Source organism: Frankia sp. AgB1.9, from assembly GCF_016786355.1.
Lineage (GTDB): Bacteria > Actinomycetota > Actinomycetes > Frankiales > Frankiaceae > Pseudofrankia.
In genome coordinates this window covers 1-13,017 of the sequence record NZ_JADWYX010000083.1, presented here as the reverse complement: position 1 = coordinate 13,017, position 13,017 = coordinate 1, and the positions used below count along the sequence as shown (strand labels likewise).

Below are 13,017 nucleotides of genomic sequence, written 5' to 3'. Positions count from 1 at the left end.
CAGCCCTCGGGTGGTCGTAGAAACTCGCCCGTTACGACCATTGGAGGGCCAAAACCGCGATCAAGCCCACGGACGGGGACGGTCGGGGCGCGGTGCCTCCCGGGCCCGCGCCCTCCCGGGCCCGTCGGGTCAGGCGGTGACCGTCGCTGTGGCGGCGTACTCGGCGACGATGGGGGCGAGCTCGGTGGGGGTGGCGCCGTGCAGGATGACGCCGTCGCAGCCGAGGGCCAGCTGGTTGCGGACGGCCGCCACGCACTCGGCCGGGGAGCCGGTGGCGGCCGGGGCGAGCCATTCGGCCGGGATCAGGGTCGCGGCGTGCGCGAGCTGCTCCGGGGTGCCGGTCACGTCGAGGCCGCGCACGCCCTTGATGACCGGGTCGGCGAGGAACCGCTCCAGCACCTTCAGGTCCCAGCCGTTGGTGCGCACGAGCAGGTCGCCGTAGCCCTGCAGGTAGGTTCCCAGCCGGCCGACGAGCTTCATGAGCCGCTTGTCCGCCGGGACGTGGTCGCCGATCGTCGCGAAGCAGGACCAGACCTTGACCGAGTCGGGGTCGCGCCCGGCCTGCTCGGCGGCGCGCTTCACCGTGGCCACGGCGCGTGCCGTGGTCTCGTCGGTGAAGAACGTGTGCAGCACGACCTGGTCGAACAGCCGGCCGCCGAGCTCGAGCGTCTGCGGGCCGAAGGCCGTGATGCCCATCGGCAGGTGCTCGTCCAGGCTCCCGTCGAGGTGCAGCACCGGCCAGGAGCCGGCAGGGCCCTTGTGGCCGATGATCGCCTCGCCGCGGAACAGCCGGCGCACGATGTCGACGAAGTCCTCGATCTGGGCCGTCGTGATCCGGGGGATGCCGTACGCGTCCTGCATGGTCGGGACGCCGCGGCCGAGCCCGAGCACGAAACGGCCGCCGGTGAGGCTCTGCATCGTGCGGGCGTAGCCGGCCGTGACCATCGGGTGGCGGGTGTTGTGGTTGGTCGCCCCGGTCGCGATGGTGATCCGCTCGGTGACGGCGCCGGCGGCCCCGGACAGGGTCGCCGCCTCCTTCTTGTTGTACCGCTCGGAGATGTAGGCGGTGCCCAGGCCGAGCTGCTCGGCGCCGATGGCCTCGGCGACGAGGTCGCGCGACGAGGCCGGCTGACCGGCCAGCAGGTAGCAGGCGAGCTCCTCGTGCACCCGGGCGGTCTCGGCGTCGTTCGTCGTCATGATCTGCTCCTCGAAGGACGGGGACGCCGAGCCCGCGCCGGCACGCCGATGTCCACCAGCCTGGTGGTTGGCCCTGTTGTCGCAAAATATCTAGAGGTAGTGCGGGATGCAACGCCGGGCGGGTGAACTGCGCCTGGCCGGTCGGGCCTCGACGGCCAGCTCGCCGCCGGACGCCATCTGGTGGCAGTGGCCCGTCCCGCACAGGTGACGATAAACATATATATGTTTAGAGTCGGGATGTCGGCGCTACCCGCGGTCGGCCCGACCTCCGCCCGGAGGGGCGTTATATCTAGATGTATCACCGGCGGTGGCGCCGGCGAGGAGGGGACTGGTCAGGTGAGTGACGGCGTCTGGGGCAGTGCCCCGCGGCACACGACCACCGAGCTGCTGGAGCGGCGGATCGAACAGGAGCCGGACGCCGAGTACCTGGACGTCTGCGGCACCAAGCTGACGGCGGCCGAGGTCGGCACGGCCGCGGCCCGGCTCGGCGGCGGCCTCCAGGAGCTCGGGGTCGCGCCCGGTGACCGGGTGGCGATGCTGCTGGAGAACTCCCCGGAGATGCTGGTCGCGTGGTGGGCGGCGCAGTGGGCGGGCGCCGTGGCGGTGCCGATCAACACGGCGTACAAGGGCGAGTACCTGCGCCACCAGCTGCGCGACTCGGGCGCGCGGGTGCTGGTCGTCGCCGCCGACCTCGCCGAGCGGGCGGCCGCCGTGTCCGCCGACCTCGACGAGCTGGCGCACGTGGTCGTCACCGGTGACGCACCCGCGCCGGCGTTCCCCGGCGCGACCGGCCACCGCCTCGACGACCTGCTCACCGCGCCGGCACTGGCCGGCCCGGTCGCCCGCCGGCCGTCGGATCTGGCGACGTTCATCTACACCGGTGGGACGACGGGGCTGTCGAAGGGCTGCATGCTCAGCCACAACTACCACGAGGCGCTGGCTCGCCAGATCGGGTACAGCTGGGGCCGGACGGCCGACGACGTGATCTGGACGCCGCTGCCGATGTTCCACTACAACGCGCTGGTCACGGCGGTGGTCGGGACGCTGGTGTACGGCGGGCGTGGGGCGATCTTCCGGCGGTTCTCGGTGTCGAACTTCTGGCCGGAGATGAACCGGACCGGGGCGACGCTGACCTCGACGCTGGGCACGATGGCGTACCTGCTGGCGCACGACGTGGACCGGCCGGAGATGCCGCGCTCGGGTGCCGCGGCGGCGAACACCTCGCTTCGGCTGATGGGCGCGGCGCCGCTGCCGCCCGAGGTAGACGACGTGATCCGCTCGCGGTTCGGCATCGACACGTTCTCGGGCGCCTACGGGGTGACGGAGGCGAGCCTGATCTCCTGGCAGCCGCCGGGGGTCCGCAACAGGCCACGGGCCGCCGGGATCGTGAACACCGAGTACTTCGACGTGCGGATCTTCGACGACGAGGACAACGAGCTGCCGTCCGGGTCCGACGGGGAGATCGTGATCCGGCCGAAGCGCGCCCACGTGATGTTCGAGGGCTACTGGGGACGGCCCGAGGTCACGGTCGAGACCAGCCGGAACTGGTGGTACCACACCGGCGACATCGGGAAGGTCGACGGGGACGGCTACCTGTACTTCGTCGACCGCAAGGCCGACTACCTGCGCCGGCGCGGCGAGAACATCGCGAGCTTCGAGGTCGAGCGGATCCTGATGGGCCACGGGCAGCTCGCCGACGTCGCCGTGCACGCGGTCCCCAGCCAGCTCACCGAGGACGACGTGAAGGTGACCGCGACCCGGGTCGCCGGCTCCGCGCTGACCGAGGAGGAGCTGTTCCGCTGGTGCGTCGACGCGCTGCCGTACTTCGTCCTGCCGCGCTACATCGAGTTCCGCGACGAGCTTCCGCGTAGCCCGGTCGGCCGGGTCCTCAAGCGCGAGCTGCGCACCGAGGGCGTCACCCCGGCGACCTGGGACGTCGAGGCCGCCGGGATCACCTACGAGAAGCGCTGAGCTGGCCGTCGGGAACGGGCTGAGCCGGCCGTCGGGAACGGGTGGGTGTCAGTCCGGCAGGTTCGTGGCCAGCAGGGTCACCGGCATGCCGCACACCGGCTCGAGGTCGGCCTCGTCCACGACGATGTCGCCCGTCTCCCGGTGCTGGCGGTACCGGACCGGGGCGCCGTACTGGGCGGCGACGGAGATCGGGCCCTCGATGTCCGACGTGCGGACCACCGCGGAGTAGATCCCTTCGCCACGTTCGTCGAGGAAGGCCTGGAAGCGGGCCGTCTCGGTGCCCTCCGGCTGGGTCGGCGAGATGATCTCGATCCCGGCTGACCAGTCGAGCAGGACCCGGATGCCCTCCTCGGCTAACGGGACCTCGCCGAAGGTCATCCCGAGGTCGCGCCAGAAGTCGGCGGCCCGCTCCTGGTTCTCGGGCCGGACGCAGAAGACGACATGGTGGAGTTTCGCGCTCGTCACGGCAGAATCATATAGACCTATCGGGGCAGGGATGGGCGACGAGAGGGGCTTGGCTGTGGCGAGCACGCGTCCGTGGCGGGTCATCCAGTGGGCGATGGGCAGTATCGGGCAGATCTCGGTGCGCCACCTGGTCGACAACCCCGCGTTCGAGGTCGTCGGCTGCTACGTGACGTCGGCGGAGAAGGACGGCCGGGACGTCGGGGAGCTCGCGGGGATCGACCCGATCGGCGTGCTCGCGACCCGCGACGTCGAGGCGCTGCTGGCGCTGGAGGCCGACTGCGTGAACTACGCGCCCCTCTACGTCGACGTCGACGAGATCGTCAGCATCCTGCGCAGCGGCAAGAACCTGGTGACGCCGTCGGGCTTCACCTACCCGCCCGCGCTCGACGCCGACCTGAGGGACCGGCTGGAGGAGGCCTGCCAGCAGGGCGGGGTCTCGCTGTTCGGTTCCGGCATCCACCCCGGGTTCGCCGGCGACCTGCTCCCCCTGACGTTCGCCCGGCTGAGCTCGCGCATCGACGAGCTCGTCGTGCAGGAGGTCGGCGACTTCCGCAACCACCCGTCGGCGGCCATGATGTTCGACGGCCTGGGCTTCGGCCGCCACCCCGACGACCTGTTGGCCGATCCACCCCGCATGTTCGCCACGATGGGGCGGACCTTCAAGGAGTCGATCTACCTGCTGGCCGCCGGCCTGGGCATCGAGGTCGAGGACTACGACTTCACCTGGGAGCCCGCGGTCGCGGTCAGGGACGTCACCGTGCGGGCCGGCTCGATCCAGCGGGGGCACGTCGCCGGGATGCGCCTCGAATGGCGCGTGTGGAACGGCGGCAAGCCGGTAGTGATCTTCCGGTCCTACTGGCGGATGGACGACGTCACCGAGCCCGACTGGGGCTACGAGAACGCCAAGTACTCGCTCTACTTCACCGGCCTGCCGTCGTTCCGGGTGAACTACGAGCCGACCGAGCCTGGCCCGGACGGCGACATCGGTTACTGGGGCCGGATCTGGACGGCGATGGCTGCGGTCAACGCGATCCCCGTCGTCGTCGCCGCGCCGCCCGGCCTGCGCACGCACCTCGACCTGCCGGTGGCCCAGCCCCCGCATCTGCACCGCTAGTCCCGAACTTCTGGTAGTCCCGAGCTCCTCCCGGAGGCGATGGCGTGACCACAGTGATCGAACGCGACCAACTGCTCGTCGGCGGCAGGTGGCGCGACCCGGCCTCGGCCGAGCGCATCGAGGTCCGTTCGCCGCACGACCAGCGCCAGGTGGCAACCGTCCCGCTGGCCGTCGAGGCCGACGCCGACGCGGCGATCGGCGCGGCGCGGGCGGCCCTGGACGGTGGCGACTGGGCGGCGACGACCGGCAAGGACCGCGCGGAGGTGATCCGCCGGGTGTCCGCCGGCCTGCAGGCCCGCGCCGAGGAGCTGGCCGGGCTGATCACCGACGAGATGGGCTCGCCGGCGAAGTTCTCGCTGTTCGGCCAGGCGATCGCGCCCGCGATGGTCCTCGACGGCTACGCCGAGCTGGCCGAACGGTTCCCCTTCGAGGAGCGACGCGCCGGCCTGGTCGGGCCGTGCCTGATCCAGAAGGTCCCGGTCGGCGTCGCCGTCGGCATCGTGCCGTGGAACGTCCCGATCTTCCTCGCCTGCATGAAGCTCGGCGCCGCGCTCGCCGCCGGCACCCCGATCATCCTGAAGCCGCCTCCCGAGGCGCCGGTGAGCTCCTTCCTGCTCGCCGAGGTTCTCCTCGACGCGGGCCTGCCCGCCGGCGCGGTGAGCATCCTCCCCGGCGGTGCCGACCTCGGCCGCTACCTGGTCGCCCACCCCGGCGTCGACAAGGTGTCGTTCACCGGCAGCAGCGCGGCGGGCCGGACGATCGGTGCCACCTGCGGCCAGCTCGTGCGCCGCTGCACGCTGGAGCTCGGCGGCAAGTCGGCCGGGATCATCCTCGACGACGCCGACCTCGCCACCGTCGTCCCGCAGCTGCTGGACTCCGGGTTGCAGAACAACGGCCAGGTCTGCGCGGCACAGAGCCGCATCCTGGCGCCCGCCGCGCGCTACGACGAGATCGTCGACGCCCTGGCCGACCACGTGCGTGGCCTGGTCGTCGGCGACCCCCGCGATCCCGCCACGGACGTCGGCCCGCTGGTCTCGGGGCGCCAGCGTGACCGCGTCGAGGGCTACCTCGCCGACGGCGTGGCGAGCGGCGCCCGGCTGCTCGTCGGCGGCGGACGCCCCGCCGGCCTCGACGCGGGCTTCTACGTCGAGCCCACGCTGTTCGCCGACGTCGAGAACACCAGCCGGATCGCCCGGGAGGAGATCTTCGGCCCGGTGGTGACCGTGATCCGGTACCGGGACACCGACGAGGCCGTGGCCATCGCCAACGACTCCGACTACGGGCTGTCGGGCTCGGTCTGGACCGCGGACACCGACCGCGGCGTCGCGGTGGCCAGCCGGATCCGCACCGGCACCTGCGCGGTCAACTCGGTCGCGGTCGTCGAGCCGCGCAGCCCGTTCGGCGGCTTCAAGCAGTCCGGGATCGGCCGGGAGATGGGCCCCGAGGGCGTAGAGGCCTACTTGGAGACCCGCACCGTCGTGCTGCCCTTCGGGTGAGCCCGGTCGACCGCCCGGTCCCGGTCGTCAAAAGATCTAGATATTACTAAATGTAGGGTCGAGTTCATGGCCGACATGACGACAGCGGCGCAGCCCGCCGTGGGTGACGAGGAAGCCGATCCGGCGGCGGGCGCGGAGGCGGGGCGTCGCGCGGACCTGCAGTGGCTTGGCCTCGACGTGGTCGACGCCGGCGCCGACGCCGACGGGGTCGTCTCGACCCGTGCGAGCGTCGTGATGGCCGAGCGTCATCTCACCCAGCTGCGGCGGATGTACGGCGGCGCCGGGCTCTCCCTGGTCGGCGCGCTCATCGAGACGGCGACCGAGCGGCCGCTGCGGTGGGCGACCGCGCAGTTCGTGGGCTCACCGACCCGCGGCGAGCGCCTCGACCTCGTCGCCGAGGTGCTGGCCGCCGGCCGGCGCACGTCGCAGGTCCGGGTCACCGGCCTCGTCGACGGTCGGGTCGTGCTCGCCGGGCTGGGCGCGTCCGGCGAGGCCAGCTCCACCGTCGCGGACGGGGTGGTCGCGACGATGCCCGTCGTGCCGCCGCCCGAGGCCTGCCCGCCGGTCCGGCTGCCGTTCCCGGCGGACGTGTCGCCGGGATTCTTCGGCCTGGTGGAGATGCGCGAGATCGACGCCGGGCCTCGGCTGCGTTTCTGGATCCGCTTCGCCGGCCGGCCGGCGACCCGGCCCGTCCTGCTCTCCCTGGTGGCCGACTCCGTGCCGACCATGGTCATGGCCGCGCTCGGGGACCGTGGTTCCGGGTCGAGCCTGGACAACACGATCCGGGTCGGCGCGGCGCCCGACAGCGACTGGGTCCTCGTCGACGGCACCCCCGAGCAGGCGGCCGGCGGCTACGGCCACGGCTCGGTGCGGCTCTGGGCTCCGGACGGCTCGCTCGCGGGTGTGGGCAGCCAGACGGCTGCCCTGTGGCACAGCCCCCCGGCGCGCCGGCCGCCGGACGCACCTGTCACGGCTCCGGAACCTCGAAGTGCTCGTCCCGCAGCTCGAAGGCACGCTTGACGCCGTGCTGGGCGCGGGTCCTGACGAAGTTGAACTCGCCCTGCTCGAAGCTGAGGTTGGTTCCGTAGGCGTGGAAGAGGTAGCTCAGCACCTCCTCGCCCTGGTAGGCCTGCAGCTGCTCGACGAGACGGAACGCCTCCTTCGCCATGACGAGGCCGTCGGCGGGCATGCGGGAGACCTTCCTGGCCCACCACTCGGCCCGCCTGGCGACGTCGGCGTCGTCGACGACCTCGGTGAAGATCCCGAGGTGCGCCAGGTCGGCGCCGGGGAGGGTGTCGCCGGTCAGGAGCAGTCGGCGAGCCAGGACCGGGCCGAGCCGGTGGAAGAACATGTGCAGCGAGCCGAGGGCGGGCCCGAGGAAGCGGGTCGCGGGCATGCCGAGCTTCGCGTCGCGGCCGACGACGGCGATGTCGGCCATGAGCGCCAGCTCGAAGCCGCCGCCGAGCGCGAGCCCGCGGACCTCGGCGACGGTGGCCTTCGGGAACCCCAGGAACTCGTGGTAGAAGCCGAAGGACCGCCGGTCGACGGTGAGGCGGCGGCGCTGGCTGGGCCGCCGCTGCCTGGCACCGTTGCTCGCCCCACCGTTGCTGGTCGCGGCGCCGTTCGTCGAGGTGCCCGCCTCGTTCCTGGCCGGTGCCTCGCCGTACCAGGCGTAGGCGTTGCGCATGTCCGCGCCCGCCGAGAAGTAGCCGCCGGCGCCGCGCAGCAGGACGACCTTGACGTCGTCGTCGCCGGCAGCGTCGTCGAGGAGGGCGGCGAGCTGGCCGCGCATCGCGGCGTCGTAGGAGTTGCGCCGCTCGGGGCAGTTGAGGGTGATGCGGGCGACCCCGGCCTCGGGATTCCGCTCCAGCAGTACGCGTCCGTCGGTCAACGCGGCCGTCCTCTCCCTCTGAGCCTCGGTCGGCGTCATCCTAGGCGAAATATCTATATATTTCTACGCGAGGCAGGGTGCGACCGGCCCTGCGCCCCAGTGGGGGGCGTCACCGCGGTCGGCGGCCCCGCGTTCGTTGCCCGGTGACCGCCCGGCACCGTAGGTTAAATATCCGGATATTTAGAAGATCCAAAGCGCCGGCCGGAGCGAGTCAGAGGGAAGCGTCAACGCATGGACTTCCGTCTCAGTGACGAACAGCTCGCCCTACGCGACACCGTCGTGTCGTTCTGCAAGGGCCATTTCGACGTGGCGGCGGTCGCGTCCCGGGAGGCCCGCACCTGGCCCGAGACAGCACAGGGTGGGCCTGCGGCTCCCGCGGCCTGGTCGGAGCTCGCGGGGATCGGCGTGCTCGGCATGCTCGTCCCGGATGAGGTCGACGGTGTCGCGCCCGGTGGCGCCGCGGAGGTGGCCATCGCCTTCGAGGAGCTCGGGCGCAGCTTGTGCCTCGGGCCGGTGCTCTGGTCGACCCTCGCCGCGCCGCTTGTTCCCGGCGTCGAGGCGGGCGAGGTTCGGGTGGCCGGGGTCCGGGTCGAGCCCGGCCGTCCCGCCGGCGCGGTCGCCGTCGAGCACGCGCCCGAGAGCGACGTGCTGATCGTGCTGTATCCCGACCGGGTCGAGCGGCTAGCGACGGCCGACCTGCCGGTCTCCGTCGCGGGGGAGCCGTTCGACCCGCTGACGCCGACGGCGGTGTTCGAGAGCCTGCCGTCCGGCACGGTGGTCGGCGGGGCCGAGGAGGCGGCCCGCCTGGCGCTGCTCGGCACCGCGCTGTCGGCCGCGCTGCTGGTCGGCACCGCCCAGGGCGCGCTCGACGTGGCCGCCGGCTACGCCGCGCAGCGCAAGCAGTTCGGCGTGCCGATCGGGTCCTTCCAGGCCGTCAAGCACCTGCTCACCGACATGTACGTCCGGGTCGCGCTGGCCCGGAGCGCGACCTACGCGGCCGCCGCCATGATCGACGACCCGCGCGCCGGGGACGCGGTGCGCGCCGCGAGCGCCGCGAAGCTCCTGGCGGGCGAGGCGGGGATCGGTAACGGCCGGGCCGCCGTGCAGGTGCTGGGCGGGATGGGCTTCACCTGGGAGATGCTGCCGCACTACTACCTCAAGCGGGCCTGGCTGCTCGAACAGGGCTTCGGCACGTCCGACAACCACGCCCTGGCCCTGGCTGACACACTCGCGGCGGAGCCGGGGGTGGCCCTTGACGGGACGACGACGGTGGTGAACGGATGACGGGGACGACGAAGCCGCCGTACGGCACGATCACGTACGAGGTGACGCCGGACCGGGTGGCGACGCTGACGCTGAACCGGCCCGAGGCGTTGAACGCGTTCGACCGCCAGATGTGCGAGGAGATCCGCGACGCCTGGCGGCGGGTCAAGGACGATCCGGCCGTCAACGCCGTCGTGCTGCGGGCCGCCGGTGACCGGGCGTTCTGCGCCGGGCTGGACGTGAAGAAGAGCTACGGCCAGCCGGACGACGTCTGGAACCACGAGGACCCCGGCGAGCTGCTCTCTCCGAAGTGGCAGAAGGTCTGGAAACCGGTCGTCTGCGCGGTGCAGGGCATCTGCACGGCGGGGGCGTTCTACTTCCTCAACGAGTCGGACATCGTGATCTGCTCGCAGGACGCGACGTTCTTCGACTCGCACGTCAGCGGGGGGATGGTGCTGGCGTTGGAGCCGATCGGGCTGATGCGCAGGATCGGGCTGGGGGAGACGTTGCGGATCGCGCTGTCGGGCAACGACGAGCGGGTCACCGCGGCCACGGCGTTGCGGATCGGGCTCGTCTCCGAGGTCGTCACCCGCGAGGAGCTGTGGGCGAGGGCGCACGAGATCGCGGCGGGCATCGCCGAGAAGCCGTCGTCGGCCACCCAGGGGACCGTGCGCGCGATCTGGGAGTCGCTGGACCGGCCCTACCGCGCGGCCATGGAGCAGGGATTGATCTACACCCGGCTGGGCAACCCGATCGGCATGGCCGAGGTCAAGGCCAACCCGCTGCCCAAGCGTCAGCCGAGGCTGCGATGAACCCCGCCGGGCCGAGCGCGCTGTCCGCCCGAATCGCCGCCACGCTGGCCCTCGACGCCCGCGCGCCGTTCCTGGAGTTCCACGGCCAGTGGCGCACCTGGGGCCAGCTGGCCGCGACCGCCGACGCGGTCGCCGCCCACGTACCCGCTCCGGGCACCCGGGTCGGGGTCCTGCTGCGCAACCAGCCCGCCCATGTCGGCCTGCTGGTGGGGCTGCTGCGCGCAGGCGCCTGCGTCGTGACGATCAACCCGAGCCGGGGTGTCGACCGGGTCCGTGCCGACCTCGCGGGCCTCGGCCTGCCGATTCTCGCGGGCACGCCCCAGGACGTCGCCACCTTCGCCGACGACGGCGGCCCGCGCCTCGTGCTGACGACGACCGATCTCGGCGCGCCGGTCACCGTCGCGGGCGAGCTGCCCGCCGACCTCGGCGTGGCGCGGCCGGAGGTCGCCGTCGAGATGCTGACCAGCGGTACCACCGGGCCGCCGAAGCGGATCCCGCTCGGCTACGAGATGCTCACCCGCGGCCTGGTCGGGGCCAAACACTACGAGTCCAGCCGGGATGACACGCCCCGGCTGCGCTCCGGCGTCGCGATCGTCAACGCGCCGCTCGTGCACATGGGCGGGCTGTTCCGGATCCTGCAGTGCCTCTACGACGGCCGCGCGCTGTGCCTGCTGGAGCGGTTCGCCGTCGACGACTGGGCCGCCGCGGTGCGCCGGCACAAGCCGCGCACGATCAGCCTCGTCCCGACGGCGCTGCGGATGGTGCTGGAGGCCGATCTCGACCCGGCCGTCTTCGCCACGGTCCGTTCGGCGATCTCCGGCACGGCCCCGCTGTCGCCGGACGACGCGGACGCGTTCGAGGCGAAGTACGGCGTGCCTGTGCTGGTCTCTTACGCGGCGACGGAGTTCGGCGGCGGCGTCGCCGGCTGGAACCTCGCCGACCACCAGGCGCACTGGTCGGCCAAGCGGGGCAGCGTCGGGCGGGCGCACGCCGGGGTCGAGCTGCGCGTCGTCGACGCGGAGGACTTCACGCCGCTGCCGCCGGACGGCGAGGGCCTGCTGGAGGTCCGGGCCCACCAGTTCGGCGACGGGGCGGACTGGGTCCGGACCACGGACCTCGCGCGCCTGGACGCTGACGGGTTCCTGTGGATTCTCGGCCGGGCCGATCAGGCGATCATCCGCGGCGGCTTCAAGATCCGCCCGGAGGACGTCCGGGCCGTGCTGGAACGCGATCCCCGGGTGCGCGGCGCCGCCGTCGTGGGCCGTCCCGACCCGCGGCTGGGCGCCGTGCCGGTCGCGGCCGTCGAGCTGCGCCTCGGCGGCGCGGACGCGACCGAGGCCGAGCCCGCGGTCGGGGCCAAGGAAGTGGTCGACCAGCTGAGGGCCGACGCGGCCCGGGTGCTGGCCGGCTACGAGCTGCCGGTCGAGATCCGCGTCGTCGCCGAGCTGCCGCGCACCCCCTCGGGCAAGGTCGACCTTGCCGCAGTCAAGGACCTGCTCGCCACACCTGTCACCGACCAGGAGACCTGATGGACCTCACCTACAGCGAGGCCGACGAGCGGTTCCGCGCCCAGCTGCGGTCCTGGTTGGAGCAGGCGGTGCCGGCGCACGGCGCGCCCCCGCCGCCCGGGGACTGGCCGGCGCGGCGGGCCTATGACACGGCCTGGCAGCGCAAGCTGTTCGATGCCGGCTACGCGGGCCTGCACTGGCCGAAGGCGTTCGGCGGCCAGGGCGTGGCGGTCAGCCAGCAGCTGGTGTACCTGGAGGAGTACGCCCGAGCGGGCGCGCCCTACATCAGCGTGAACTTCGTCGGGATGATGCACGCCGGCCCGACCCTCATCGCCGAGGGAACCGACGAACAGCGGGCCTTCCACCTGCCGCGGATCCTGCGCGGCGACGACGTCTGGTGCCAGGGCTTCTCCGAACCCGACGCGGGCTCGGACCTGGCCTCGCTGCGGACCAGGGCCGTGCGCGACGGCGACGAGTACGTCATCCACGGCCAGAAGATCTGGTCGACGAGGGCGCACGTCGCGGACTACTGCGAGCTGCTGGTCCGCACCGACCCGGAGGCGCGCAAGCACCGGGGGATCAGCTGGCTGATCCTGGACATGCACCAGCCCGGCGTCGAGGTCCGCCCGATGCGCACGATCGACGGCGAGAGCCACTTCTGCGAGGTCTTCCTCGACGGAGCCCGCGCCCCGGTCACCAACCGGGTCGGGGCGGAGAACGACGGCTGGCGGGTCACGAACGTGACGCTGCGGTTCGAGCGGGGCACCGCGTTCGCCCAGCACGTCATCACGATGCGCTCCCAGATCCGGGCCCTGGTCGAGGTCGCGCGCACGACGCCGACCGGCTCCGACGGGCAGACGGCGTGGGACGACTCGGGGCTGCGCAAGCAGGTCGGCCGGCTGGAGGCGAGTGTCGAGGCGTTGTGGCGCCTCACCCAGCTGGGCATCGCCGAGGCCGAGCGGACGGGCCTGCCGGCGCCGACGGGGTCGGCGGTGAAGCTGCGGTTCAGCGAGCTGGCCCAGGAGATCACCGAGCTGACCCTGCGGGTGCTCGGCCGGCCGGTCCTGGGCGGCGCCCCGGGCCGGGCCCGGGAGGCGGCCCGCGACTACCTCTGGTCGCTGCAGTACACGATCGCGGCCGGCACCTCCCAGATCCAGCGCAACCTCGTCGCCGAACGCATCCTCGGCATGCCCCGCAGCGCCTGACGCCCCCCGGGGCTTTGGCCGCTCGGTCCTGGTCCGGGGGGGCCCCCCCGCGGGGGGGGGGGGGCGGGGCGGGGGGGGGGGGGGGGGGGGGGGCC

At 72.7% G+C, this 13,017-nt stretch carries 11 protein-coding genes; 8 read left to right on the top strand and 3 right to left on the bottom strand.

What is annotated here, in order from left to right; all coding sequences use genetic code 11:
* Window positions 1–129: 129 nt before the first annotated feature.
* The gene (locus I6A60_RS27735; protein ID WP_203021663.1) at window positions 130–1,197 is read right to left on the bottom strand and encodes a TIGR03857 family LLM class F420-dependent oxidoreductase; all 1,068 of its coding nucleotides are present in this window, start codon (window positions 1,195–1,197) and stop codon (window positions 130–132) included.
* Window positions 1,198–1,533: 336 nt separating this feature from the next.
* Here I6A60_RS27735 and I6A60_RS27730 point away from each other — a divergent pair, with 336 nt between their 5' ends.
* Window positions 1,534–3,168: an AMP-binding protein gene (locus I6A60_RS27730; RefSeq protein ID WP_203021664.1), complete on the top strand. Its 1,635-nt coding sequence runs from the start codon at window positions 1,534–1,536 to the stop codon at window positions 3,166–3,168.
* 48 nt (window positions 3,169–3,216) lie between these two features.
* Here I6A60_RS27730 and I6A60_RS27725 read toward each other — a convergent pair whose 3' ends face one another.
* Window positions 3,217–3,633: a glyoxalase gene (locus I6A60_RS27725; protein ID WP_203021665.1), complete on the bottom strand. Its 417-nt coding sequence runs from the start codon at window positions 3,631–3,633 to the stop codon at window positions 3,217–3,219.
* 55 nt (window positions 3,634–3,688) lie between these two features.
* On the opposite strand from I6A60_RS27725, the gene I6A60_RS27720 reads away from it, so the two are divergent.
* The 3 genes from I6A60_RS27720 (at window position 3,689) to I6A60_RS27710 (ending at window position 7,263) form a co-directional block, all read left to right on the top strand.
* On the top strand, window positions 3,689–4,747 hold the full coding sequence (locus I6A60_RS27720) for a dihydrodipicolinate reductase (RefSeq protein WP_203021666.1): 1,059 nt from the start codon (window positions 3,689–3,691) through the stop codon (window positions 4,745–4,747).
* Window positions 4,748–4,791: 44 nt separating this feature from the next.
* Window positions 4,792–6,243 (top strand): aldehyde dehydrogenase, encoded by a 1,452-nt coding sequence (locus I6A60_RS27715; protein WP_203021667.1) that lies wholly within the window; start codon window positions 4,792–4,794, stop codon window positions 6,241–6,243.
* A 66-nt stretch (window positions 6,244–6,309) separates the two neighbouring features.
* Window positions 6,310–7,263, top strand: a complete 954-nt coding sequence (locus tag I6A60_RS27710; RefSeq protein WP_203021668.1) for an acyl-CoA thioesterase II — start codon at window positions 6,310–6,312, stop codon at window positions 7,261–7,263.
* Here I6A60_RS27710 and I6A60_RS27705 read toward each other — a convergent pair.
* Complete coding sequence (locus I6A60_RS27705) at window positions 7,211–8,134, bottom strand: enoyl-CoA hydratase/isomerase family protein (protein WP_238436375.1); 924 nt, start codon at window positions 8,132–8,134, stop codon at window positions 7,211–7,213. The two genes, I6A60_RS27710 and I6A60_RS27705, sit on opposite strands and share 53 nt — an antisense overlap.
* 231 nt (window positions 8,135–8,365) lie before the next feature.
* Here I6A60_RS27705 and I6A60_RS27700 point away from each other — a divergent pair, with 231 nt between their 5' ends.
* From I6A60_RS27700 to I6A60_RS27685, 4 genes are read left to right on the top strand one after another with little or no spacing between them, the layout of a single operon-like run.
* Window positions 8,366–9,418 (top strand): acyl-CoA dehydrogenase family protein, encoded by a 1,053-nt coding sequence (locus I6A60_RS27700; RefSeq protein ID WP_203021670.1) that lies wholly within the window; start codon window positions 8,366–8,368, stop codon window positions 9,416–9,418.
* Window positions 9,415–10,209: an enoyl-CoA hydratase/isomerase family protein gene (locus I6A60_RS27695; protein ID WP_203021671.1), complete on the top strand. Its 795-nt coding sequence runs from the start codon at window positions 9,415–9,417 to the stop codon at window positions 10,207–10,209. Before I6A60_RS27700 ends, I6A60_RS27695 begins: the two co-directional genes overlap by 4 nt.
* Window positions 10,206–11,738, top strand: coding sequence for a class I adenylate-forming enzyme family protein (locus I6A60_RS27690; RefSeq protein WP_203021672.1), 1,533 nt, complete (start codon window positions 10,206–10,208; stop codon window positions 11,736–11,738). The genes I6A60_RS27695 and I6A60_RS27690 overlap by 4 nt, the downstream gene beginning before the upstream one ends.
* A complete protein-coding gene (locus I6A60_RS27685; protein ID WP_203021673.1) occupies window positions 11,738–12,922 on the top strand; it encodes an acyl-CoA dehydrogenase family protein in 1,185 nt (394 codons plus the stop codon). The genes I6A60_RS27690 and I6A60_RS27685 overlap by 1 nt, the downstream gene beginning before the upstream one ends.
* Window positions 12,923–13,017: the final 95 nt, after the last annotated feature.